We start from the raw sequence: 25,757 nt of genomic DNA, 5'->3' as shown, positions 1-25,757 counted from the left end.
CCGGCGTGCCATAAATAGTGGCGCGCCGATAACGAGGCGGGAGAATTGAACTAAAACTCTTGATCTGACGGGATAAATTCCGTTTCACGATGCAGGATATCGTGGATATAGCAGAGCTCGGCGTCGGGGATTTTGACACTATAGCTGGCTTCAATGACACTAAACGCCTCGCGCAGCGGATTTAGCTGACGCCGCGGACGCTCCGGGCCGGCGTAGCGCTGGATCGCCGTCTGGCGGATCAGGCGCTCAATCAGGCAGCTGATATGAATGTAGAGCGCCACCTTGCGATCGTTAGTCAGCTGCAGCCCGGCCAGATGCTCATAGCGCAGCAGGAACTGCTCGACCTGGTTAATCACCTTGCCGGTATCAAGGATGGTTACCGACTCAATCACCCGCCGCAGAGAAAAATTCTTCACGATCAGGTTGTTGATCTCTTCCACCTGCTCACTGCTCGTCAGCCCGCCGAACAGCCGGTTTAGCGTCGCGCTGCCCTGCCCGGAAATCAACGACTCCAGCGAAATCCACGGCACCGGCAGCTGGGGATCGAGGGTGCCTACCACCGCCAGCACCTCATAGCGCGCCAGCAGCGCGGCGCGCTTCGGCTCATCCGTCAGGCTGTCGTAATCGCAGGCTACCATCTCAATCGCCAGCGCTTCCGGGATGCTCGCCTTCAGCAGCGCGCTCAGATTACTGGCGGCGCCGAGGCCGGTGGCGCACAGGGTGATAAGCGCCCGCGGCTTGTTCTGCTGCGGCCAGATCAGCTGATGCTCAATCGGCAGATCGGCGGCCACCTCGCTGACGATGGTTTCCGGGTAGTCGCCGCGCAGAATACGCTCGCCAACGTAAAGCGCCATGCGCGTTGAAACGTTATTGATAATCGCTACCGGCGTGCTGATATGACGATTAAAGTGCCGATGGATGGCGTTCAGCGATCCCATATCCACCAGAATCACCAGCCCGGTCGCCAGCGCATTGCGATCGATATAGTCCATTACCTCGCTGGCGATCGCCTCCGGCGTGACGTCGAGCGGCATATCGAAGGATTCAAACAGATTGCTTTTCAGCAGCCGGTTCGCCACGTTGGCGATGCTGCTGGCGGTGGCGTAACCGTGGGCGAGGATCACCGCCCGCGTGACCTGCGTCTGGCTCAGCGCGCCGGTTTTTTGCAGCCAGAGAATCAGCAGCAGCGCGTCGATGCGCTGCGGTTGCAGATCGAGCTTATGGGTGACCGAGGAGAGCACTTCGTGACAGAAGCGGCAGAGTAGCGGATAGCGCTGTTCCAGGCTGTGGGATAGCTGGCGAATCAGTTCGACATTAAGGCGCGCGGGCGTTTCGCTGGCGCGGTGCAGCAGGTAATGGCTCAGCGCGTAGATGCAGTTGCCGTTGAACTGAAGGTTGAAGCGTTTCTCCAGTCGGTAAAACTCTTCGCGTACCTGGCTGCTGGTGAGCAACAGCATGGAGGATTCCGCGCTATCGCGGTTATCAAAGATCAGACGATCGAACAGCAGTTCTATTTCGCTGCCCATGCGCTTCTCCATCTCCTCCCAGGCCATCAGGCCGCCGCGCCAGCGGGTGAACAGCGCCAGTACGCTAAGCTGCGTATCCTGAATCAGCAGGCGGGTGCCATCCTGCTGACGCAGCAGCCAGGCGGGCGAAGCGGCGGCGTCAACCACTACCGGCTCGATCGATTTTTGCGGCTCGCCAAGCGCCGGCAGCTGGGCCATTACCGCTTCCGGCAGATCGTGAATAGTCACCTCAATGTTTTTTTGCCCGCGCTGCCGCGCCCAGGCGGAGGCGACGCTGTATTTCACCGCGTTTTTCATTTCGCCGACGTTGCCGCGCCAGATATAGCGCCCCAGCGCCTCCGTCAGGCGCGGGCTTAACCGCAGGCTGCCGCCGACCCGCTGCGCCTCGCGCCAGAAGAACTGCATCATCAGCGCCTGTTTCTCCTGTCGGCTGCGGCTTTCCAGATCGGGCAGCGTGATTTGTATCGGAATACGGCGGATAAAGGTGGTTAGAAAGGTGCTGTGAATCTCTTCGGTAGTGGCGAAGATCAGCCGCGCCTGCACCCGCTGCGCCTGCGCCGTTTCGCCCAGCCGGTAAATCTCTTTGCGATCCAGCCAGGTAAACAGCTTTTCCTGCCCTTCGGCGCTGAGGCGATGTACCTCATCAAGAAACAGAATGCCGCCCTGCGCCGCCTCAAAGGCGCCCGCCTTATCGCTTACCGCGCCGGTAAACGCGCCTTTAACATAGCCGAACAGGTTCGCGGTCAGCAGTTCGGGATTGCTGGCGTACTGCGCGCAGTTAAAGTTGATAAAGGGCGCGTCCGGCTCGATAACCTGCTGCGCAATGGCGTATTCATGCAGCAGCTGCGCCATATAGCTTTTGCCGGTGCCGCTTTCGCCGGTAATCAACAGCGGCAGCCCGCCGTCGGGATAAAACAGCGCGGTTTTTAGCTGTTCGATCGGTTTTTTCAGGCTGCCGTCATGCCCAATCAGCAGGGCGAAGTGATCGGCGGCCTGCTCCGCTTCAACCTCTTCCGCCAGCAGCTCCGCCACGCTGTTATATTCGCTGCGCGATAGCGGAAAAAACTGCTGCTCAAAGCCGTGCTTATGTAAAAAGCAGACCGGACGCGTATTAATTTTTACCAACGCGCCTTCGGCCACCAGCTGATTGAGATAGTGGCTGGCGGTGTTGCGCTGCATAGCAAAACGCTGCGCCAGCCAGCCTGCGGTAAAGACTTCGCTAATGTGGTGCGGATCGAAAAAGTCGGTCTGATTAAGCAGGAAATGGAGTAAGTTATCTTTGCGCGTCATAGTTTTCCCCGGTTTACATCACCAGGCTATGATGCCGTGAAGTCACCGGCGGCAAACGCCGGCCCGCAGGGGAATTACTGTTTTGTGGCACGACGCACAGATTGCGGGGCACCTGTGTCATAGATGATCAGGCTGACGCTGTTTTCGCTGTTAATGTAAACCTGCGCGGAACGTTCGCCATCCGGCGAATACCAGATTTTGCCGCCTTCTGTTTCTGTTGCCGGATAGTAGCCCAGAGAAATCAGATACTGTTCCAGCTTTGCGCCATCCCTTGTGCCGTAGAAGGTGATGCGGGATAATCCCGCCGCGTTGCCATCTTGTGCTTTGACACTAATTTCATAGCGATGAGTGAGCCGTGGTGCCTGTTTAATTTCATCCGAAGTAAATAAATGATATTTAAACCACTCTTTTTCAGTGTAGCTGATATCCAGCGTAACCAGCATGATAAAGGTAAAAAACAAGGCCGCCATTAATAGCAGAAGCAAACCACCCACCGCACATCCGATATTTTTATATTTGTTATCCATTATTCAAACTCAGATTTTGGTTTAGTTAAAATGTTAGCATGAGCGCCATTATTTGTAATTACCTTAACAATATTTTTATGATAATCAGCAAATGGTTTGATAGACAACATAAATTTTGGTAATTTTCCATAAAAAGGTTTAGGATATTTATTTTTTGTTGGGTCAGGAAAAATTAGAGGTTTGAAGAGTTTATTTTTATAATTACCAACTGGTCCATAATAATCCCAGCGCTTTAGCGCCTCTTTCCGACTTATCAGCTTTAGAAAAGGGAAGTAATTCATTGGTCGTACTGCACGATAGAAACCCAGCAAATCAGAAACTAAATCTTCAGCGCTAAATCCACTGTCCGTAAACCAAATAAATGGCAGTGATGCCTGCATCCTTTCAAAGTTGACAGCAGTAGACATCATCATCGCAAGAGCAATACTAAAGCGCTGATCTAATGGCCTGCCTTTTTTAATTTGCCAACGAGCATGCATACCTACGCCAAAAATATTTTTTGAATATTTATACATTGTTTGTGAATAAGATATTGTATAGATCTCATTACTGCTACGTTCTCCCTGCTCCATGGCATAAATTAATTTTTTTATATCTTCCCCTTGAGCATGGCCTAAATCTATCCATCCCAGAATCTCCGAATAAACCAGTCCTGTCCTGGCATAGAAAACCTCGCTTGCATCAATAATATCTTTACGTTTGCTCACTAACCTTCCTTACAAAACATTTTTCAATTAATACCTTATAAAGCATTTATATAATAAAACACCACTGACTTTAATAAAAAACAGATAACATCACCTTCACCATAAATAAAAAACAAATCCATTTAAAATATTCAATTAAAATTGGCAGTTCGATTTATTTACTATTACTTATACGAGTTAAAAGATTTAATAAATTAAAATGTTAATTTAAGGAATCAATTTTAGCTAAAAAATGCTCGCTGCCGCCGATAATTATTTATCAGTTAACCGCTATTATCTCACCTGATTAACGCTAAAAAAGATAAACAAACGGAGCCGTTTTCGGCCCCGTTATTGGCAGTCAACGGCGCGATAAGCCATTCCCTGCCTAAGCCTCAGGCTGCCGCACGAATAATATGCGGATAGCCGAAGCCTTTTACTGTGGCGTTAGTTTAATCGCCGAGGCGTTCATAATCCCTGCGCCGCGTTTGCCCTGCGCATGAATCAGATCCCACGCTTTTACCGTGCCGTTATCGTTAAGCGTAATTAACAAGGTATAGACCGGGCCGGACTGAGTACCGATAAAACCGCCAACAATCGGAATCATGCGGCTGGCATCGTCGGTAATATCCTGCCACAGATAAAGCATGATTTTTTCGCCTTCGTCACTGAAGGTGTAGCTAACTGGCTGACCAAAGCGCGAAATCATACTGCTTTCAGTGGTCACGCCGGGCTTAATCACCGCGCCCAGGCTCTCTTTCGTCGCATCCTTCAGGAAATTATTATTAAGCGTCAGCGGATAACGGGTGAAGATATGCCTGATGACTACCTGCTTATCAACCAGCACGTTAAGCCGTGATATATTGGCAGCATGGAGAGGATTATCAGACCAGGTTCTTTTCCAGCCGACATTCACTTTTCCCGTTGCGGTCGGCGACCTATTTTCCGGCTGGCCGTAGCGCTGTAGCAGTTCATCGAGAGTTGTTTTGCCATCGACAACGCTATTCTGCGTTTCAGTCACGCTGCGGGCGCTAAGCGCCGGGGTTCTCACACATCCAGTCAGCACCAGCGTCGCAGCCAGCAGCAACCATCCTCTTTTCATCATTTTGTTTCGTCCTTTTAGCCATCAGAAAAATTTCAGGCGGATGCCTGCTATCGGGCATTCCTGACCTGAAAAGTTATCCCTGCTTCTATCGGCCATCAGAAGTGAAACTTTATTGCGATAACATACCAGCCCCATCATAAAAAAGCGGGGCCATTTTCGGCCCCGCCCGGAGTGCTGATTTATTAAACGTCAGAAATTCCAGCTGAAGCCCGCGTTAACGCTGTTGTCCTGATAGTTATCGGAGATCAGGCCGCTGTAGCCCAGCGACAGACGGGAATCAGCGTTCAGCGCCATCTCCGCGCTGGCCTTAATCACTGCGCCATCACGCGAAGCGACAACGCTGTTCACCACAAACGGCGTATTGCTGCCGTTGAATTTCAGCCCCATGCCGCGATCCAAATCGCCATACTGATGCTGCCAGCCCAGCTCGCCGCGCAGCGCCACCGATGTCGTCAGGTTAATATCCCACTGAAAATCGGAGCGCAGGCCAAGCGTAGAGAGCGTGGCGTCAGTATGCTGCTTGTCGCCGTGCAGCGCCGCCGCCCCGCCCTGTTCGGCGATACGGTTGTTCTGGAAGTTAACGTATGAAAGGTTAGCAAACGGCTCAAGATTAACGGCGCCGACAGGAATAGCGTAACCCACCTCAGCGAAGAACTGTTCGGTACGCGCGTTATACTGCGCGCTGGCCCGATCGGACTGGCTGCCGTAGCGAATGGAACGCGCGGTATCGAAGCGATGCCAGGTGTAACCCGCGCCCGCCCGCAGCGCCAGCGCACCGTACTCTTTGCCGCCGTACACCGCCAGATGATAGTTATCGCTGTCGGCATCAGCGCCGTAACCGCCATCCAGCGAGGTGCGGGTATAGCCGGTCGCCACGCCCATGCGCCAGTCATCCGCCCAGGCGGAATCCAGCCCCAGCAGCACGCCCCAGGTAGAGGCCTGATAGCCGGTAGCGCTGGCATCGCCGGAGGCGTGATCCCACGCGCCCAGCATCTTCGCCCAGGCACCGCCCTCGTCGGCTTTAATATCGCCTGCGGCAGCCAGCCCTTCAGCCTGACGCAGGCGATCGTTCAGCGTATCGCGCAGATAGCGGCTGTCATTGACCTGTGCCGAGGCGATATCGGCATGTACCTGACCGGAAAGCTGGCGAAACGCCTGGCGTGCTTCGCCCACTGACCCGCTAAGCAGCAGGCTCTCATACAGCGGATTGCCCGCGCCCAGCGCGTTCGCCGCCGCGGCAACCGCTCGCTGGTTGTCGGTAGCCGCTACGCTGGTAAAGCTCACATCATTACGTCCAACCGCCAGCGAAACCTGGTTGCCCTGATAGCCCAGCGAAGTGCCGAGAAAAGCGTAGCTGGGCAGCGAACTGGCGAACTGGCCGCTGATGCCGTTAGTCGCCGACAAAATGGTGTACTGCCGTCCCGCCAGGCTCTGTACTTCGCTGCGGCTAAGCAGGTTATCGCCGTTTTCCAGCGATACCGCCACTTCGCCGCCGTTGATATGGATAGCGCCGCCGCTGGCGATACGATCGCTACGCCCATCCGGCGCCACCTCCACCGCATAGCGCGAACCCGCTTCAAAATTAACGTCGCCGTCAACGTTCAGGGTGCCGATAGAGTTGCCGGGCGCCACGGTGCCGCCGCGCGCGACGGTTAAAGCGCCTACGCGGCCCGATCCGCCCAGCGCGCCCTGTTGCTGTACCCGCACCGCTGACGTCAGCGAACCGTTAATCGCCAGCAGACCATTGTTTACCAGCGTCGGGCCGCTGTAGGTGTTGTTGCCGGTAAGCAGCAGCGCGCCCGCGCCCTCTTTCGTCAAGCCGCCATGACCGGAGATATCGTTCGACCAGATATCGAAGGCGCACTGTACCCCTTCGCACCGGTGCGCATAGCGTTGGTCGGGGTCCACCATCGCGCCGATGCCGGGAATATTGGCGACAAACTGCGTCGATCCATAGGCGCTGCCGTCAGGATCCGGCACGCGAAACGCTTCAGGAATATCCTCCACGGTGTAGAACATGCCCGGCCCGTGAATCGCTTTACCTAAATCGATCATGCCCCAGCCATACAGCGCATCGATGCCCGCATCGCCCATATCAACCGTGGTGGTTTTCAGCACCTGCGCAACCTGGGCGCCGGTCATATAGGGAAAACGCTCCATCAGCACCGCGATGCTGCCTGCAACATGCGGAGCCGCCATTGAAGTACCGCTGTATTTGGCGTAGCCGGTCGTCAAATCATCGGCGCTGGCGCCTTCAATAACCGAACTATAAACGCGCGATCCCGGCGCCGACACGCAGAAGCTGGCGGTGTAGCCGCAGCGCGAGGAGAAGGTGCTGATGGTATAGCCTTCCTCTTCCTGTTGCAGGCTGGCGACGGTAAGCCAGTTCGGTGCGATATCCGGCACAAAGTAAGCCAGCCCGCCCATCGCATCCGGGTTATTGAGGTTGTAATCATTACCGGCGGCAAAGATGGTAACGATGCCGCTGCGCGCCGCATCGATCGCCCCCTGGTAGGCGCCGCCCGGCACGGTACCAAGGATCTGTTTGATCTGATCGAACTGCTTCTGCGCATCGTTGACGGTGAAGTTCGGATAGGCGGGATCGCGCCCGCCCTGCGAGAATTTATCAGTAATGCCGATGCCCCAGCTGTTGTTGATAATGCGTACGCCGCTTTCGCGCAGCGCATCCCAGCCCGCCTTATACACCGCGCCGTCGTTGCCGAGAACAATGCCATCCTCCGGGCCGGGATCGCCGTTTTCCGCGCTGACGATCTGCGCGCCCCAGGCCACGCCGTGCATTTCACCACCGTCGCGGCTGCCGGCGGCGATACCGCCAACGTGCGTACCGTGGGTGCCCAGTTCGCCGCCGGAATCAAGGCTGGGGGTGCCGTCATATTTAAAGGCGTCGCCCGCTTTCACCGGAATATAGGGATCGGTATAGGCGCGCACGCCCTCGGTCACCAGGTTGATCACTTTATTCGCGCCGACAAATTCCGGGTGCTGCGCATAAACCGGCTGATCGAAAATTCCCAGCCTGATACCTTTGCCGCTGTAGCCGGCGGCATACGCCTCATCAGCATGAATCGCGCCCAGCCCCCATTCGGCGTTGAATTCACTGCTGCGCCAGCTGGCCGCATCGCCCGCCACGCCCTGCTCAATGTAGTTACCGGCGATCGCCGGGCCAACTGCGCCCAGATAAACCGCTGCTGCCAGCGCGCTATAGCGCACCTGCCGCCCCTTTATCTCAGAGCGCAATATGCGCTGAGCGACAGCCAACCTTCTGCTTTTCTTTAACATTACAGATACCGTCCCTTATTGGTTGCAGATGTTTTATTTTTGAGATGCTTCAATGTGCAATAAAAATGAAACGCCGCCCGAAACGCATCGACGTGAATATCAGATAAAGCAGAAAACTTTTATTTCCGCCAGTAACATTGAGAAATGTATGGATGTAAAAGAGTGACTTTCATCATATTGTTTTCATATATTTATATTCTTTAAAAACAGCCTGAATCAAAAATAAAGACGCAAGTGATATTTAATATCAGCTAACCAGGAAGATTCTCAAAAAAACAAAAATGTGCGGTCAACAGACAATGATTTAGTCAGGTTATTTATTAAATAAATATAGTTTCTTTGCGCGAGGAAGGAATAAACAGACAACAGCCGTTAAACGGCGCGGCAGGCCAGCAGGGGCCAGATATAAAGGAGCGATTCGCATCGAAAAACGGGCCAGCCCTGGCCCTTGTCAATTAATTCAGATCGGCGCCGTTACTGGCGATGACTTTTTTATACCACCAGAACGATTTTTTACGGCTGCGCGCCAGCGTGCCTTTTCCCCGATCGTCGCGATCGACATAAATAAAGCCGTAGCGTTTACTCATTTCTCCCGTCGAAGCAGAAACCAGGTCGATACAGCCCCAGCTGGTATAACCGATAACGGGCACACCATCATCAATGGCTTCCGCCAGCGCACGAATATGTTCGCGCAAATAGCTGATGCGATAATCATCGTCAATATTGCCGCTGGCGTCCGGCTCATCTTTTGCGCCCAGTCCGTTTTCCACCAGAAATAACGGTTTCTGGTAGCGGTCATACATCATATTCATAGTGATACGCAGCCCTAAGGGATCGATGCCCCAGCCCCATTCGCTGGCTTTAATCCAGGGGTTTTTCAGCGATTTGACCACGTTGGCGGCGCTGGTGTTGTCGTTGTTCATTTCCGCCGAGGCGCAGCGCGAGGCGTAGTAGCTGAAGGAGACAAAATCGACGGTTTCTTTCAGAATGTCGTCGTCGCCGGGCAGCGTTTCGATAGTGATGCCCTGCTCGCGGAACATACGGCGGGTCCAGGCGGGATAAGCACCGCGCGCCTGCACGTCGATAAAAAAGAGGTTTTCCCGATCTTTTTCCAGCGCCGCCCAGACATCTTCCGGCTTGCAGGAGTAAGGATAGAAGTTACCGCCCGCCAGCATACAGCCCACCTGATTTTGCGGGTTGATCTCATGGGCGATTTTGGTTGCCAGCGCGCTGGCGATCAGCTCATGATGCGCCGCCTGATATTTAATCTGCTGCGGGTTTTCATGCTGCTCAAATACCAGCCCTGCACCGGAAAACGGGCTGTGCAACAGGATGTTGATCTCATTGAAGGTGAGCCAGTATTTCACCAGGCCGTCAAAGGCTTCAAAGCAGGTGCGCGCGTAGCGGGTAAAGAAGTCGATGGTTTTACGGCTGCGCCAGGAACCATATTCTTTGACCAGGTGCATCGGCATATCAAAATGGCAGAGGGTAACCAGCGGTTCAATATGATGTTTTTTGCACTCTGAGAACAGGTCGCGATAAAACGCAATGCCCGCTTCGTTTGGCGTCAGCTCGTCGCCCTGCGGGTAGATGCGGCTCCAGGCGATCGAGGTACGAAACACCGTGAAGCCCATTTCCGCCATCAGCGCGATATCTTCTTTGTAACGATGATAAAAGTCGATCGCCTCATGCGAGGGATAGAACTCATCCTCGCGCCAGCTAAAGCGCTTTTGCTGCCCCAGCTTGACCGCCAGCCGATCTTTGCCATGCGGGATCATATCTACTGTCGCCGGGCCTTTTCCGCCCTCGCGCCAGGCGCCTTCGGCCTGATTCGCCGCCAGCGCGCCGCCCCATAAGAATCCAGCGGGAAATTTGGTTGTCATAGGTATCCTTTGTTAGTGCGTTTTAACGGCCGGAGAAGCAGCGGGCCAGTCGGCAGGCGTAGCCGCCTTTTGCGGCGTCTCTACCGGGATGTCCTCAAAACCCAAAATTAAGGTGGTGATAAAGGAGATAACGATTGCCAGCGCCATTACCGCAAAGACCCAGACAATGCTCATTGGGTTGGCGGGATCGAAGAACTGGACGCTGGTGAACAGCCCCGGCGCCGCCATCGAATGGCTCGCCAGCCCGGCCAGTCCGGCTACCGCGCCGCAGATGAAGCCGCTAATCAGGCTGGCGATAAGCGGGCGCCTGAGCCGCACCGCCACGCCATACAGCGCCGGCTCGGAGATACCGGCCACAATAGCGGAGGCGGCGGCAGCCAGCGCGGTCTGGCGCAGTTCCGGGTTTTTGGTGCGCCAGGCAACCGCCAGCGACGATCCGCCCAGCGAGAGGTTGGCGCCGATTTCCGATGGCATGACCATGCCCTCTTTGCCGGTTTCGGCGATGGTCTGGATGATGGCAGGAGTGAAGACGCGGTGCATGCCGGTCATTACCAGCAGCGGCCAGAGCGCGCCCATGATAGCGACCGAGAGCCAGCCGAGATAGTGGTGAATGGTGTAGACCACCGCCGAGATACCGCTGCCGATCCAGATACCGATCGGGCCGATCAGCATGATCGCGATCGGTGCGGAGATCAGAACGATCAGCATCGGCTTGAGGAAGTTTTTGGTGACTGCCGGGGTGATTTTATCCACCCAGTTTTCGATCCACGAGAGGATCCAGGTCATGCAGAGCGCCGGAATGACGGTGTAGGTATATTTTACCGCCGTGACGGGCAGCCCGAAGAATTCAACCGGCTGTCCCTGCGCCGCTTTCGCCATCAGTTCGATAAAGCCAGGGTGAACCAGCACGCCAGCGATGGCAATCGCCAGCGACATGTTGGTTTTGAATTTTATCGCGGCGGAGGCAGCCACCATGATCGGCAGGAAGAAGAACGCGCCGTCGCCGATGAAGTTGAGGATCGCCAGCGTAGAGGATTCTTTAGCGAACAGGCCGGTCATGCTGAGGATCATTGCCAGCAGTTTTACCATCGATCCGCCGATAATCGCCGGGATCAGCGGCGACATGGTGCCGATCAGCGCATCAAGGATACCTGCGCCGATGCGTTTTAGCGTGAGTTTGCCTTTTGGCGCTTCGGGGCGGGTTTGCGCGCTGACGGGCAGCAGTTTAATGAGTTCGGCATAGGCCTGCGAGACGGTGTTGCCAATGATGACCTGGCACTGCCCTTCACTTTGCACCACGCCCATTACGCCGGGAATCGCTTTGAGTTCGGCGCTGTTTACGGCGCGGCTGTCGTTGAGTACAAAGCGCAGGCGCGTCATGCAGTGGGTGACTGCTGCCACGTTGTCGCCGCCGCCTATGGCTGCAAGGATTGCTCGCGAGATTGCCGCATGATTTTTTGCCATGTCTGTGAGACCTCTCGTTATGACGCACCGTAGCCGCAGGGTGGACGGCGTTGTTATGGTTTTTAGTTGTGGCGAGAGAGCGCTGGTTTTCGTGCTGCTATTTCTCGTCCGCAACAATATAGGTAACCGGTTTCACATGAGCCTGATGATTACAGATAAATAGATCAAGTGTTATTTTTTTGCTGATAAAAATTTGTGATAACGATCGCGGGCAGGATCAAATAAGCTTGTTGTCTGTGGCTGATTGAATGTTGAACAGGGAGGCGGCGGCCGGCCAGGACGTGCCGCTCGCCAGGTAACGCTGGTCAAGGCGCCGGTGGCCGCCTAAGACGTGCCGGTCACAAGGGGGACGGACCTTACGGCGGAACGGCATGAATCCATCCTGGAGCCTCCGCCCGCGCCTTCCCTGGCGCGGGAGGTCCGCCTGCAGGTCCGTCCCCCTTGTTCCCCGAAGATCGCGCTGCCGATACCTGACCAGAAACCAGCGCAACGCCTGGCCGGTAATGATGTGACTTTCTGGCCGGCAGAGTTGCTGCCGCTTACTTCTCATATTGAAGCTGTAAAGCCAAACCGCTACCGCCGTCAGTCGCTGAATCTGCTTCAGCGCCATACCCGCCGCTGGTCGCACAGTGCCGAACCAGCGGCGGCAGATAAGCACCGGAATCCATGAGGCGGCGGGCGGGCCGTGGAGTAAAGCCTCCGCGTCAGGGATGACGCGGCGGAGTCTCCAGGGATGGATTGACGACGTCTTTACGGAACGGCCCGCCCACCGCCAGCTGCTACTGAACCTGCTTCAGCGCCATACCCGCCGCTGGTCGCACAGTGCCGAACCAGCGGCGCCAGATAAGCACCGGAATCCATGAGGCGGCGGGCGGGCCGTGGAGTAAAGCCTCCGCGTCAGGGATGACGCGGCGGAGTCTCCAGGGATGGATTGACGACGTCTTTACGGAACGGCCCGCCCACCGCCAGCTGCTACTGAACCTGCTTCAGCGCCATACCCGCCGCTGGTCGCACAGTGCCGAACCAGCGGCGCCAGATAAGCACCGGAATCCATGAGGCGGCGGGCGGGCCGTGGAGTAAAGCCTCCGCGTCAGGGATGACGCGGCGGAGTCTCCAGGGATGGATTGACGACGTCTTTACGGAACGGCCCGCCCACCGCCAGCTGCTACTGAACCTGCTTCAGCGCCATACCCGCCGCTGGTCGCACAGTGCCGAACCAGCGGCGCCAGATAAGCACCGGAATCCATGAGGCGGCGGGCGGGCCGTGGAGTAAAGCCTCCGCGTCAGGGATGACGCGGCGGAGTCTCCAGGGATGGATTGACGACGTCTTTACGGAACGGCCCGCCCACCGCCAGCTGCTACTGAACCTGCTTCAGCGCCATGTCCTCCGCTGGCCGCACAGTGCCAAACCAGCGGCGCCAGATAAGCACCGGAATCCATGAGGCGGCGGGCGGGCCGTGGAGTAAAGCCTCCGCGTCAGGGATGACGCGGCGGAGTCTCCAGGGATGGATTGACGACGTCTTTACGGAACGGCCCGCCCACCGCCAGCTGCTACCGAACCTGCTTCAGCGCCATACCCGCCGCTGGCTAACTTTGATCGTTGTCGGAAGCAGTACCGATTACCAGATAACTGGCGCGGGAGGTCCGCCTGCAGGTTACGACCCTCTCGTTCCCCGAAGAGCGCGCTGCCGATACCTGACCAGAAACCGGCGCCTTTGCTGACGAGCCAGCTAAAGGCGCGACTCCAGCCAACAACATAAACCGCAACCCTGAAGCAAAAACTGTTTAGAATGAACGGTAAGGGAACACAGCCGGGGAAACATCATGTCAACCATGCAGGACGTTGCGAAAAAAGCGGGCGTATCGAAAGCCACCGTCTCGCGCGTACTATCAGGCAAAGGCTACGTCAGTGAAGCGACTCGCCAACAGGTCTTCGCGGCTATCGAAGCGGCAGGCTATCGCCCCAACCTGCTGGCGCGCAACCTCGCTACCAACAAATCCCAGTGCATCGGCATGGTTGTCACCAACACCCTCTACAGCGGCAGCTACTTCAGTGAAATCCTCTCCCAGGCGGCGAAAAAAGTAGAAGAAAGCGGACGCCAGCTCATCCTCGTGGATGGGAAACACAGCGCCCAACAGGAACGTGAAGCGATCGAATTCCTTCTCGATCTGCGCTGCGACGCCATCATCCTCTATCCGCGCTTCCTCAGCATCAGTGAAATGGATGAAATCATCGAACAGACGCGCCAGCCCATCGTGGTCGTCAATCGCCGGCTACGTAAACACCCCAGCCACGCTGTCTTCTGCGATCACCAGCAGTCAGCCTGCAACGCAACCCTGGCGCTTATTGAACGCGGACACCGCCACATCGCCTTTATCACCGGAGCGCTAGATTCCCCTACCGCTCAGGAACGCCTTAACGGTTACAAACAAGCGATCAGCCGGGCCGACATTCCTGTTGAACCGCAGCGTATTATTGAAGGCAAATGGACGCCCGCCTGCGGCGTCAGGGCGATCGCCTCGCTGCTGGAACGGCGCGTTACCTTTAGCGCGGTCATCGCCAGCAACGACGACATGGCGATCGGCGCGCTTAAACAGCTCGCCCGCGCCGGAATCCACGTGCCGCAGCAGGTCTCGCTGCTGGGCTTTGACGATCATCCCATCGCCCCCTTTCTGCTCCCTGCGCTCTCCAGCGTCAAAGATCCGGTCACGGAAATGATCCACGAAGTGATTAACCGCATCATCTCGATGCTGGACGGAGGCGACATGCTGCCGCAAAAAACGTTGGTTTCCGGGCTGGTGCTGCGCGAATCGGTAGCCGACGCCCCCGGTACAACACGCTAATCACACGCCTTCGCCTCCGGCCCCGCTGCGGCAGCCTGGCGACTCTGTTGCTATACTCAGCATCTGACCATTAAGTGGCGTGACGCGCTGCCGGACGCTGGATGCGTAACCCATCCGGAAAAACAAGGAGTAACGATGCTTGTGCTGTGGAATACCCTGATTGTGCTGGCGACCGTGGCGATAATGGAAGTGGTAGCAACGCTGGCGCATAAACACATCATGCACGGATGGGGCTGGGGCTGGCACCTTTCACACCATGAACCGCGCACCGGCTGGTTCGAAGTTAACGACCTCTACGCCCTGCTCTTTGCCATGATGGCGATCGCGCTGATCGCCATCGGCACCGCCGGCGTCTGGCCGCTACAGTGGATCGGCGCAGGCATGACGCTCTATGGCGCGCTCTACTTTATGGTGCATGACGGCCTGGTGCATCAGCGCTGGCCGTTTCGCTATATTCCCCGGCGCGGCTATCTGCGCAGGCTCTATATGGCGCATCGCCTGCATCATGCGGTACGCGGCAAAGCGGACTGCGTCTCCTTCGGTTTTCTCTATGCGCCGCCGCTGGAAAAATTACAGGCGACGCTGCGCGCATATAACCAGCGCAGAGCGCGAAACACTAAGACGGAAACCCCTCATGACCTGGCGTCCGATGCGGACGCTGCCAGAGATCGGGCGCGCGCGGCGGCATCGAGGCGAGGCGAGAATTAAGCGCCAGCCCCGCACCCTTGATTAACAGAATAAACTTCTGCGCGCGGCTGGTGCCCTGGCGCTTATCCCAGGCTTGTGGTCCGGCGGCGCTAACTTTGATCCCTATCTCCCGATATACGCCATGCGCCGTGGCGATAGCCCAGGCGCTGCGCAACGGTAATCCGGCCAGCCCAAGCTGCGCCGAAGCATAATAAGGCTCAGCGGCGGCCACCAGCCGCGCCGCCAGCCGCGCCAGCTTCTCACGACAGGCGGGATCGGTCAGCTGCTGCGCCGTCATCCCCTCTTCCGCCAGCCACTGCGCCGGTAAATAGCAGCGTCCTGCTTCAGCATCCTCGACAATATCGCGGGCGATATTGGTCAGCTGAAACGCCAGCCCCAGATCGCAGGCGCGATCCAACACCGCCTCATTGCGCACGCCCATTACGCGCGCCATCATCAACCCCACCACGCCCGCCACGTGATAACAGTAGCGCAGCGTATCGGCAAACGTCTCATAATGCGTTGCGCGCACGTCCATCGCAAAACCTTCCAGGTGATCGAACGCCTGCTGCGGTGGAATAGCATGACGGGTCGCCACCTCCTGAAAGGCGGCGAAAGCGGGCTCCTGCATCTCCGCTCCGGCGAAAGCGCGCTGCGTCTCGGTTTTCAACATCGTCAGCCGCTGCGCTGCGCTGCCGCTCAGCGCCGCCGCCGCGCGAAACCCCAGCGCCTGTCCATCGATAACATCGTCACAGTAGCGGCACCAGGCATAAAGCATCAGCGCGCTGCGCCGGGTGCGGGCGTCAAACAGCTTTGCGGCGGCAGCGAAACTCTTTGAGCCTGCCGCCATCGTCTCGGTCGCGTGATCCATCAGGTTACGGTTCATCGGCTTAAGGTCTCCAGCATCAGCCCCGCTGTCGCCTTGGCCGAACCAATTACGCCAGGAATGCCGGCGCCCGGATGAGTGCCCGCGCCGACCAGGTAAAGGTTAGGAATCTGGCTGTCGCGATTATGCGGACGTAACCAGGCGCTCTGGCGCAGAATCGGCTCGATGGAAAACGCCGAGCCGTGATGAGCGCTGAGCCGATCGCGAAAATCAAACGGCGTAAACATCCGCTGCGTCACCAGCTGGCTGCGCAGGCCGGGCATATAGTGCTGTTCCAGATAGGCGAAAATACGGTCGCGCAGGCGCGGCCCTTCCACCGTCCAGTCGAGGTCGGCGGTGCCGAGATGCGGCACCGGCGCCAGCACGTAATAGCTGCCGCAGCCGGGCGGCGCCAGCGACGGATCGGTTACGCAGGGCGCATGCAGGTAGAGGGAAAAATCCTCCGACAGCGTATCGCGGTTAAAGATATCCTCAATCAACGCCTTATAGCGCGGGCCAAAGCAGACGGTGTGATGCGCCAGCTGGCTGTGATGATGATTCAGGCCAAAGTAGATGACGAACAGCGAATTGCTCATCCGCTTACGCTTCAGCGATTTAGCGCGCGCCGCGCCGGCAGGATGATGTCCCAGCAGCTTCTCGTAGGTATGCACCACGTCGGCGTTGGAAGCGACCGCCGCCGTTTCGATCAGCCGCCCGTCCGCCAGCCGCACGGCGCGGATTTGCGCGCCTTCCGTCTCCAGCCGATCAACCTGCGCATTCAGCTCCAGCGTGCCGCCGAGATCCTGAAACAGCCGCACCAGCCCCTGCACCAGCGCGCCGGTACCGCCGCGAGCGAACCAGACGCCCCACTCGCGCTCCAGCGCATGAATCAACGTATAGATGGAAGAAGTGGCGAAGGGATTGCCGCCCACCAGCAGCGAATGAAACGAGAACGCTTCGCGCAGGCGCTCATCCTCGATAAATTTCGCCACCATACTGTAAACGCTGCGCCACGCCTGCAGCCGCGCCAGCTGCGGCCCGGCGCGCAGCATATCGCGAAAGGAGAGAAAGGGCACCGTGCCCAGCTTCAGATAGCCCTCTTTAAACACCGCCTGCGAATAGGCGAGAAAGCGCCGGTAGCCTTCGACATCGCGTGGATTAAAGCGGCGAATCTGCTCCTCCAGCCGCGCCTGGTGGTTGTCATAGTCAAATACCTGACCCGTTTCCCAGCAGAGGCGATAAAAAGGGGCGACCGGCAGCAGATCGACATAGTCGGACATACGCTTGCCCGCCAGCGTAAACAGCTCTTCGATGGCGCTGGGATCGGTGATCACCGTCGGGCCGGCGTCAAAGGTAAAGCCCCGATCCTGATAAACATAGGCGCGCCCGCCCGGCTTATCACGCTGCTCCAGCAGCAAAGTAGGAATGCCCGCCGCCTGCAGGCGGATCGCTAAAGCCAGGCCGCCGAAACCGGCGCCGATTACTACGGTTTTATTCATCACTGAACGCTCGCAGCCGCGAAGTCTGTTTCATTACGGCTCTGAAGGCTGCGCCAACCGGCACCGGCGGCTTGCCCGTCAGAATCCGCGCCTTGTCGGCCAGCGTTAGCTGACCGGCGTAAAAACGGGCGATTAACCCGTCATTTAATCGATAAAAACGCTGCATCACCCGCCAGCGCTCATCGGCGCGCCCGGCCAGAAACAACATGCGGTTAAGCAGGCGAAAAAAACGCTGGCGCCGCCACTGCCGTATAGCGTAGTCGCGAATCGCGGCGAACAGCGGCTCTGCGGAGAAATCGCGCCGATCGGCAAGCAGATCCGCCAGCGCGACCGCCTGCGGCAGCGAATAGCCGGTGGTGGAGTGAAACAGCCCGGCGCGCAGCCCGCTGCACGGCTGGCCCGCCGCCTGACGCCAGAAGGCCCGGCAGTCGCCGGTCAGCGTAATCGGCAAATTGCCCTGCTCTTCCCGCTGCAGCTGCGCCAGCTGCCAGCCCTGCGCCGCCGCATAGTCAACGATCTGCCGGCGCGCGCGCGTGATATCCAGCGTGGCGCGATCGATATAGTGCGTATCCTCAATCAGCAGCTCAACGGGCGACAGCGGCAGCGTATAAACAAAACGATAGCCCGCCGACTGATCTACCGTGGCGTCCATCAGCAGCGGACGCGTCAGGCCGTGCGGCTCGCTCAGCCGCCACTGCTGGCCGAGAAACGCCTGTAGTCCCACCTGCAGATGCGCGCCTGGGCGGTAGCCGCGCCCGTCAATTACCGCCGCGGCGCGCAGCTGCTGTCCGTCCGCCAGCGTCACCTCTGTCGGCGTCACGGCGCTGACCGCCGCGCCGCAGCGCAGGCTGTCGCCCAGCGCCTCGCCCAGCTGCCGGGCAAAATGCGCGGAGGTGATGCTCAGGTAATCGCCGTCGAGCTTGCGCGTCAGCGCCGGAAAGCGAACCTCGTAGCCCGTCCAGCGGTGCGCCACCAGCGGCGCCAGCCAGGCGTGCTGCGCGGGCGTAATATCGCCCTGATGAAATGACCAGGTGTGATTGCCGCCCGCCTGCTGTTCCGCCTCCAGCAGCAGCAGACGCAGCTGCGGCTGACGCTGGCGCAGTCGCCAGGCGATAAGCCCGTTCGCCAGCCCGCCGCCGACCAGTATCAAATCCCAGGGCTGCCCGCTCATCATGAAGCCGCCAGAACCGGACGCCGTTCGCCCAGCGCCTGTTCCACGATATCCGCCGCGCGCCTGACGCCGCCCGCCTGGCGCAGCTGCGCCTGCATCAGCAGCAGCCGCTGCCGGTAGCCGTCATCGGTAAGCAGCGCATCCAGATGAGCAGCCAGCGTGCCGCTGCCGGCGAAGCGGGAGGCGCGGCGTCCAATGCCGCGATAAACCACGCGCGCGGCGACGCCCGGCTGATCGAAAGCCAGCGGAATCGCCAGTATCGGCGTGGCGCTCTCTACCGCATCCATTACCGTATTCAGCCCGCCGTGGCTAATCACCGCCTGCGCCTGCCGCAGCAGCGCCGGCTGATCGGCGAAATCGGTGACCTCAACCGCGCCGGGCGCCGCCAGGCTGGCGGCCTGCGCAGCGTTAAGCCCGCCGCAGTGGGCAATCACCAGCTGCGCATCAAGGCGGCGGCTGGCGTGCGCAATAGCGCGGAACAGCGAATAGCGATGCCCCTGCAGGGTGCCCAGCGAAGCGAATACCAGCGGCCTCTTCTGGTTTTCAGCTTGCGGCGCAGAGGGCGTGAAAATGGCGCGCAGCGGGCCAACGGCGTGAAACTGCGGCGGCGGCTGGCGACGGGGGAAATCGAGCGCCGCCAGCGTCTGGCTGATTTGCGCCAGCGGCGACAGACACTCATGCAGCGCCCGCCGCTCGCCCAGCCCAAAGGCGCGGGCGTGGCGCGCCAGCACGCTGCCGTGGCGCCGCATCAGCCAGTCATAAATGCGCGTACTAACAAGACAGCGCCGGCGGCCGCGCGCGCCGCGGGCATAGAGAAACGGCATAACCGGCAACGGCAGATCCGGCTCGCGATTTACCGGTAGCGCGCAGGCCACCGAGACAAAGGGCAGCCCCAGCGCTTCCGCCACCAGCCCGCCCGCCGCCTCCATCTGATCGGCGATCACGCCGTCCACTCCCGCCTGCTGCAGCGCGGCGGGCAGCTCGCGACAGAGCATATCGGTAGTGTTCGCCAGATCGTCAATCAGCCGAAGCAGGCCCGGTCCGGCCGGATGCGCGGTTAAGCGCAGCGTGCGCGCCAGGCTGCCCGGCGGATGGCTGCGCGCGCCCAGCGGATAAAAAGCGATACGCGCATCGCTAAGCAGCGCGCCCGCCTCTGTCTGCTGCATAAAGGTGATACGATGGCCGCGCGCCATCAGCTGCTGCGCCAGCGCCTGCAGCGCCCGCACATGGCTGTAAAACGGCGGCGCGATAATCGCAAAGTGGCTCATACCTCATCCCTGACGCGCAGCAGCGGCGCCTGACGCAGCGCAGCCAGGCTGGCGCTGCCGGTACAGAAACAGACGATCCTTAACTGATCGATCACGATCTGAAAGTGGGCGATTACCGCCTCGCTGGAGGCGGTGGCGCTGCCGAGCACGCCCGCCGCCTGGCCTGCCAGCATCGCGCCAAGCCGCAGCGCTTTCGCCACGTCGATGCCGTCGCGCACGCCGCCAGAGGCGATCAGCGGCATCTGCGGTAAATGCTGATGCAGTGAGAGCAGCGCCTCGGCGGTGGGAATGCCCCAGTCGGCAAAAGCCATCGCCACGGCGCGCGCGCGCGGCGTGGCGGCGCGCGCGCCCTCCACCGCCGCCCAGCTGGTGCCGCCGGCTCCCGCCACATCCAGCATCGTCACGCCCGCCTCCGCCAGCTGGCGCGCCGCCGGTACGGAAATGCCGGCGCCTACCTCTTTCACCACCACCGGCACCGGCAAGGCATCCACCGTCCGGGCAATCGCCGTCAGCACGCCGCGCCAGTCGCGATCGCCGCCGCCCTGCAACGCCTCCTGCAGCGGGTTAAGGTGAATAATCAGCGCGTCCGCCTCGATCATCTCAACGGCGCGACGCGCGTAGTCAATGCCGCTGCGGCCCGCAATCTGTGCGGCGCCAAGATTGGCGAGCAGCGGAATATCGGGCGCGACCTGACGCAGCTCGCGGGTTAAGCCCCAGCTGTCGTCGCTTTCCAGCGCTACCCGCTGCGAACCGACGCCCATTGCCAGTCCCAGCGTCTGGGCCGCCTCCGCCAGATGACGGTTAATCTCTCTGGCGCGGCTGGCGCCGCCGGTCATCGAGCTGATCAGCAGCGGCGCCCGCAGCGCCTTGCCAAACAGCGCGCTGCGCAGATCGATAGCGTCCAGATCCAGCTCCGGCAGCGCGCAGTGTTCAAAACGCCACTGCTCAAAACCGGTATGCCGCGTATTCAGCGCGCTATTCAGTACGATATCCAGGTGATCGTTCTTACGCTGGGTCAGTTCCCGGTCCTTCATTCACGCTCCAGTAGAGATAGCATCCCGTGATAGCCCGTTGTCCTGGCCGAAGCGCGCCAGCTGCCTGTCAAACCAGGCATGCATAAAGCGGCGCGTGGCGGCGCCCTGATGGCAGGCGCTGGCGAGATGTTCGTCGGCGCTGCGCAGATGGGTGCGCAGCCGCTGCTGTACCTCCTCGGCGCCCAGCAGGGCGACCAGCGTCGATTTACCCTGATCTTTATTAATATCTTTACCAGTGCCGCTCAGGCCGTCGGCCAAATCGTCCAGCAGCTGGAACGCCTGTCCCAGATCCTGCGCGAAGCAGCGCAGCCGCTGTCGCGCCTGCGGCGAGGCGTCGGCGACGATCGCCGCCATTTGCAGCGTGGCGTCAAACAGGCGGCTGGTTTTCAGTTCATTAGCCAGGACTATCGCTTCAGGAGTGCGCGCCTGGCCGCCCTCGTTAAGATCGAGAAACTGGCCCTGCACCAGTCCCTGCAGCCCTACCGCGCCAGAAAGCTCCGCCACCGCCTGGGTTTTACAGGCGTGCGGCAGCGACTGCGCCTCCGCCACCACGCCGAAGGCGCGGCTCAGCAGCGCCACGGCGGCAAGAATAGCGACGTTTTCGCCATACTGACGGTGAATAGTGGGACGCCCGCGCCGCAGCAGCGCGTTATCCATACAGGGAATATCATCAAGCATCAGCGAGGCGGCGTGCACCATCTCCACGGCGCAGGCGAGATCGATCAGGCCGGGCCGATCGGCGCGGCAGCCGAGATCGCGCGCCGTCAGCACCAGCAGCAGCGGGCGCACGCGCTTGCCTGCCGCCAGCGTGCCTTCGCGCATGGCGCTGTAAACCAGATCCTGCTGCTCGCCCGGCGGCAGCAGCTGCTCCAGACGAATTTGCAGCGCTTCGCGCAGCGCCCGCAGCTCATCTTCATGGTTGACGCCGCGATCGGCGTTAGCATTGATCATTACTGCCCCTGGTTCCTCGTCGTGGCTGTAGATACAGCAGCGCATGCTGACGGCGATGGGAAAGCCGCAATGACTGTATTACGTTGATAGCAGAGCAGAACTTTTGCTGACTGAACAACGGCTTGTCCGCACGCCTTTCTGTCCTGTGCTATTTGCAAAGCGTAGCGCAATATTCAGAAATTTCCTTTTGCGCCGCCGCCGCGACACCATTATTTACATGGATTTAACATATCTCACGGCGCCAGCTGGCGCAGCAGCAGCATCACCCGCTGCACTTCCGCTGGCGTTAGCGCGCCATCTTTCGCAAAACAGACCCTGCCTGTCCGATCGAGCACTACCACGGCGGACCCGCCCGCCGCCAGCCGCCAGGCACGGCTGACGACTCCGCGTTCATCAACCACAAAGCGTGCCGCAGGGCTTTGCCGCTTGCTCTGTTCCAGGCTGCGGCGCACGAACAGCGCGCTGCCGGGAATGGCGTCGTCGGTATTAACAATGGTGGTGAGATGCAGCTTATCGGTAGGAAAAGCGGCCTGATGAATAGCGTCGATAAGCGGAGCGTTGAGAGATTTCGCCGACAGGCGGCCCGCCATATGCAATACCACGCCGGGCGTCCCGCTGAGCCGCGCGCTGTTCCAGCTGCGCCAGACCGGCTCGCCCTGATGCAGCAACAGCTCGCCGCGTTCGGCGACGCCAACCGGCGCCACGCGCTCTCCGGTAACAAAGTTATGGGCCGGGGCAAAAAAGGGCAGTCCGCCCAGCAGCAGCAGCGCCGTACGCAGCGTCATGATTCTCTCCATCGTCAGCAAACCGCAGGCCGCCGCAGCGCGGACCGCCTGTCACGCAGTGAGAATCAGTATAAGCCGTAGCGTCAGCTTTGCTTTTTCGTAAGGCGAACAACGAGGCCGCGACAGGCGGCCCGCTGCGAACGCGTGGAAGAGGAAGGGATTAACGCTTGCCTGCCGGACGCTGAAACGCGGTGCTTTCCCGCCGCTGCGTTTTCAGCTCATCCAGCTTGACCGGCAGGGTCTTTTTAAGCGCAAAGGTGGGACACACCTCAACGCAGGCCGGCCCGGCCTCGCGGCTGGCGCAAAGATCGCATTTGATAATGGAAAAACCCGCCGTTGCCGGCGGCGACTCGATGCTTATCACGCCGAACGGACAGGCCACCATACAGCTGAGACAGCCGATGCAGCGCGAAGCATCCGCCTCGACGGAGCGCTTGCCGCGCGTCAGCGCCGCCGTCGGGCAGACGGAAACGCAGGGTGCGTTATCGCACTGGTGGCACATTACCGGCACGCTGACCTCGCTGAGCTTGTTAACCACCAGCCGCGGGTAAAAGTTGCCGTGATCCAGCGTCGCCTGCGACGAATGCGCCAGCGAACAGGCGATTTCACAGGTACGGCAGCCGATGCACATATTGGCGTCGGCAAGGATAAATTCGTTCATAGCGCCTCCGCTTGCGCCTTATTAACCTGCCTGCGCGCTGTTGCAAACCGGGTCAACATATCGCGCGCCGCCTGACGTCCGGCCGCCATCGCCGTGACCACCAGATCCGCGCCGTGTACCGCATCGCCGCCGGCGAAAACTTTGTCGTGGCTGGTCTGGGTCGTCAGCCGTCCGCTGCCGCCGGTTTTGATCAGGCCCCAGTCGTCGAAATCAACGCCGTGACCGCTCAGCCACGGCATCGCGTGCGGCTGGAAGCCGAAGGCCATGATTAATACATCGGCAGCCAGTTCAAACTCAGAACCGGCAATCGGCTGCGGGCGTCGACGTCCATCTTTGCCCGGCTCGCCGAGGCGGGTACGGATCAGCCCAATAGCGCTGACCTCGCCCGCTTTGTTCAGGGCGATATACTGCGGCTGGACGTTAAACAGGAATTCCACGCCCTCTTCACGCGCGTTGGTTACCTCTTTTTTCGAGCCGGGCATGCTCGCCTCATCGCGACGATAGGCGCAGGTGACGTTGGCCGCTTCACGGCGAATCGCGGTACGCACGCAGTCCATCGCGGTATCGCCGCCGCCGAGCACCACCACCTGTTTGCCTTTTACGTCGATCCACGGATACTCCGGCACATCCTCCAGCCCCATCACGCGGCGGGTGCTGGCGATCAGGAACGGCAGCGCCTGAGTCGCGCCCGGCGCGGTTTCATGCTCCAGGCCCGCCTTCATCAGGCTGTAGGTGCCGACGCCGAGGAATACCGCATCGTATTCATTAATCAGCTCGCTGAAAGACTTATCTTTGCCGATTTCGCAGTTAAGGTGGAAATTGATGCCCATATGGCTGAAGACTTCGCGACGCTGGCTCATTAGCTGTTTGTCCAGCTTAAACGGCGGTATGCCGAAGGTGAGCAGGCCGCCGATTTCCGGGTGGCGATCGAACACATCCACCTTCACCCCGGCGCGCGCCAGGATATCGGCGCAGCCCAGCCCGGCAGGCCCGGCGCCGATTATCGCCACCCGCTCCGGACGCGGTTCAACCGCACCAACTTCCGGGCGCCAGCCCATCTGGAAGGCGGTATCGGTGATATAGCGCTCCAGGTTGCCGATAGTGACCGAGCCGCTGCGATCTTTCAGCGTACAGTTGCCTTCGCACAGCCGATCCTGCGGGCAAACCCGGCCGCAGATCTCCGGCAGGGTACTGGTCTGATGGCACAGCTCCGCCGCCTCGATGATTTTGCCCTGCTCCACCAGCTCGATAAAGTCGGGGATGGCGTTGTGCAGCGGGCAGCGCCAGTTACACCAGGCCTTGCTGGCGCAATAGAGGCAGCGCGAGCTTTCCATATGCGCCTGCTGCTCGTCCAGCCCCTGGTAGATTTCGTCAAAGTTGGTTTTACGCTGTTCCGCCGGCAGCTTGACGGCGCCTTTGCGCACCGGCTTGTCCAGCAGGCGCGCGCTGCGCTGGCCGCTGACGTTGACGCTGTAGTTGCCGGTGGCGGTCGCCTGCTGGCGCTCGCGACGCAGTGAGATAAGCGTTTCTTCATCCATCAGGCGCAGCGCCTGAGTGGGGCAGTTCGCCACGCAGGCATTCTCTCCTGATGGATGATGCTCACAGAGATCGCATTTTTGCGCCAGCATGGTACTGCCGTCGGCGACCGGCACCATATCGATCGCGCCGAACGGGCAGGCGACGACGCAGTTTTTACAGCCAATACAGAGATGTTGTTCCAGACGGACCTGATTATCGGCAAAGCTCAGCGCCGCAACCGGGCAGCTGGCGACGCAGGGGGCGTCGTTGCAGTGGCGGCAGGTAGTGGCAATGCTCTCATTGCCGCGAAATATGACTCGAATGCGTGGGATAAATTCGCTGTGGCTGGCGGGCCAGCTATCGTCGTTATGCGCTACGGCGCAGGCCACTTCACAAGCGTGGCAACCAATGCATTCCCGCATATCGGCTACAATAAAATTATTCATTTAGCTTCCTTTATATCTTCACGTCATTGCGAACAGCGATCAAAAAAGGCCATCGCTGAAAGAGGTATGTTCTGGTTATCTTGTGTCTCTGCTATTAATGCAGCAAACATACACATTTTTCATAATTGGCAACTGAGCGTGCTAATTTGTGAGGAATTTCAAATTTCCCGCCATCCATGCCCCGCCAACCCCTCAATTTCTTCTCATCCCATTTTCTCACTTTGATAAAAGTGCGTCATAGTGAAAATCA

The 25,757-nt window shown here is 59.2% G+C and carries 18 protein-coding genes; 2 read left to right on the top strand and 16 right to left on the bottom strand.

The window, feature by feature from the left end; genetic code table 11:
- Positions 1-50: 50 nt before the first annotated feature.
- The 7 genes from FKM52_RS04160 to ascF all read right to left on the bottom strand — a co-directional run bounded on the left by FKM52_RS04160 (position 51) and on the right by ascF (position 11,778).
- Positions 51-2,816, bottom strand: coding sequence for a sigma-54-dependent transcriptional regulator (locus tag FKM52_RS04160; protein WP_141174932.1), 2,766 nt, complete (start codon positions 2,814-2,816; stop codon positions 51-53).
- Positions 2,817-2,890: 74 nt separating this feature from the next.
- A complete protein-coding gene (locus FKM52_RS04155; RefSeq protein WP_141174931.1) occupies positions 2,891-3,343 on the bottom strand; it encodes a hypothetical protein in 453 nt (150 codons plus the stop codon).
- Positions 3,343-4,050 (bottom strand): hypothetical protein, encoded by a 708-nt coding sequence (locus FKM52_RS04150; protein WP_141174930.1) that lies wholly within the window; start codon positions 4,048-4,050, stop codon positions 3,343-3,345. The genes FKM52_RS04155 and FKM52_RS04150 overlap by 1 nt, the downstream gene beginning before the upstream one ends.
- Before the next feature lie 415 nt (positions 4,051-4,465).
- A complete protein-coding gene (locus tag FKM52_RS04145) occupies positions 4,466-5,134 on the bottom strand; it encodes a hypothetical protein (protein WP_141174929.1) in 669 nt (222 codons plus the stop codon).
- Positions 5,135-5,323: 189 nt separating this feature from the next.
- Positions 5,324-8,431 (bottom strand): autotransporter outer membrane beta-barrel domain-containing protein, encoded by a 3,108-nt coding sequence (locus FKM52_RS04140; protein WP_141174928.1) that lies wholly within the window; start codon positions 8,429-8,431, stop codon positions 5,324-5,326.
- A gap of 455 nt (positions 8,432-8,886) precedes the next feature.
- Entirely contained in the window at positions 8,887-10,314 is a 1,428-nt protein-coding gene (locus FKM52_RS04135) for a 6-phospho-beta-glucosidase (protein WP_141174927.1), read from the bottom strand.
- Positions 10,315-10,326: 12 nt separating this feature from the next.
- Positions 10,327-11,778: a PTS cellobiose/arbutin/salicin transporter subunit IIBC gene (ascF, locus tag FKM52_RS04130; RefSeq protein WP_141174926.1), complete on the bottom strand. Its 1,452-nt coding sequence runs from the start codon at positions 11,776-11,778 to the stop codon at positions 10,327-10,329.
- Positions 11,779-13,602: 1,824 nt separating this feature from the next.
- Here ascF and FKM52_RS04125 point away from each other — a divergent pair.
- Together FKM52_RS04125 and FKM52_RS04120 are read left to right on the top strand one after the other, a co-directional pair.
- Positions 13,603-14,622, top strand: a complete 1,020-nt coding sequence (locus FKM52_RS04125) for a LacI family DNA-binding transcriptional regulator (protein ID WP_141174925.1) — start codon at positions 13,603-13,605, stop codon at positions 14,620-14,622.
- A gap of 135 nt (positions 14,623-14,757) precedes the next feature.
- A complete protein-coding gene (locus FKM52_RS04120; RefSeq protein WP_141174924.1) occupies positions 14,758-15,330 on the top strand; it encodes a sterol desaturase family protein in 573 nt (190 codons plus the stop codon).
- Here FKM52_RS04120 and crtB read toward each other — a convergent pair.
- From crtB to ygfT, 9 genes are all read right to left on the bottom strand, one after another.
- Complete coding sequence (crtB, locus tag FKM52_RS04115) at positions 15,239-16,195, bottom strand: 15-cis-phytoene synthase CrtB (RefSeq protein WP_141174923.1); 957 nt, start codon at positions 16,193-16,195, stop codon at positions 15,239-15,241. The genes FKM52_RS04120 and crtB overlap by 92 nt on opposite strands.
- The gene (locus FKM52_RS04110) at positions 16,192-17,673 is read right to left on the bottom strand and encodes a phytoene desaturase (RefSeq protein WP_141174922.1); all 1,482 of its coding nucleotides are present in this window, start codon (positions 17,671-17,673) and stop codon (positions 16,192-16,194) included. Before FKM52_RS04110 ends, crtB begins: the two co-directional genes overlap by 4 nt.
- A complete protein-coding gene (gene crtY / locus FKM52_RS04105) occupies positions 17,666-18,844 on the bottom strand; it encodes a lycopene beta-cyclase CrtY (RefSeq protein ID WP_141175205.1) in 1,179 nt (392 codons plus the stop codon). The genes FKM52_RS04110 and crtY overlap by 8 nt, the downstream gene beginning before the upstream one ends.
- Positions 18,844-20,112, bottom strand: coding sequence for a glycosyltransferase (locus tag FKM52_RS04100; RefSeq protein ID WP_141174921.1), 1,269 nt, complete (start codon positions 20,110-20,112; stop codon positions 18,844-18,846). The genes crtY and FKM52_RS04100 overlap by 1 nt, the downstream gene beginning before the upstream one ends.
- Entirely contained in the window at positions 20,109-21,146 is a 1,038-nt protein-coding gene (gene fni / locus FKM52_RS04095; protein WP_141174920.1) for a type 2 isopentenyl-diphosphate Delta-isomerase, read from the bottom strand. The genes FKM52_RS04100 and fni overlap by 4 nt, the downstream gene beginning before the upstream one ends.
- Positions 21,147-22,094: a polyprenyl synthetase family protein gene (locus FKM52_RS04090; RefSeq protein WP_141175204.1), complete on the bottom strand. Its 948-nt coding sequence runs from the start codon at positions 22,092-22,094 to the stop codon at positions 21,147-21,149.
- Between the two features lie 236 nt (positions 22,095-22,330).
- Complete coding sequence (locus tag FKM52_RS04085) at positions 22,331-22,882, bottom strand: YtfJ family protein (RefSeq protein WP_141174919.1); 552 nt, start codon at positions 22,880-22,882, stop codon at positions 22,331-22,333.
- A gap of 160 nt (positions 22,883-23,042) precedes the next feature.
- The gene (locus tag FKM52_RS04080) at positions 23,043-23,543 is read right to left on the bottom strand and encodes a 4Fe-4S dicluster domain-containing protein (RefSeq protein ID WP_141174918.1); all 501 of its coding nucleotides are present in this window, start codon (positions 23,541-23,543) and stop codon (positions 23,043-23,045) included.
- Complete coding sequence (gene ygfT, locus FKM52_RS04075; protein ID WP_141174917.1) at positions 23,540-25,507, bottom strand: formate-dependent uric acid utilization protein YgfT; 1,968 nt, start codon at positions 25,505-25,507, stop codon at positions 23,540-23,542. Before ygfT ends, FKM52_RS04080 begins: the two co-directional genes overlap by 4 nt.
- Positions 25,508-25,757: the final 250 nt, after the last annotated feature.

The organism is Mixta tenebrionis, from assembly GCF_006517625.1.
In the GTDB taxonomy this organism is placed as follows: Bacteria; Pseudomonadota; Gammaproteobacteria; order Enterobacterales; family Enterobacteriaceae; genus Mixta; species Mixta tenebrionis.
Note: the sequence above shows the minus strand (reverse complement) of the source record. Positions and strands in the feature narration are given on the sequence as shown.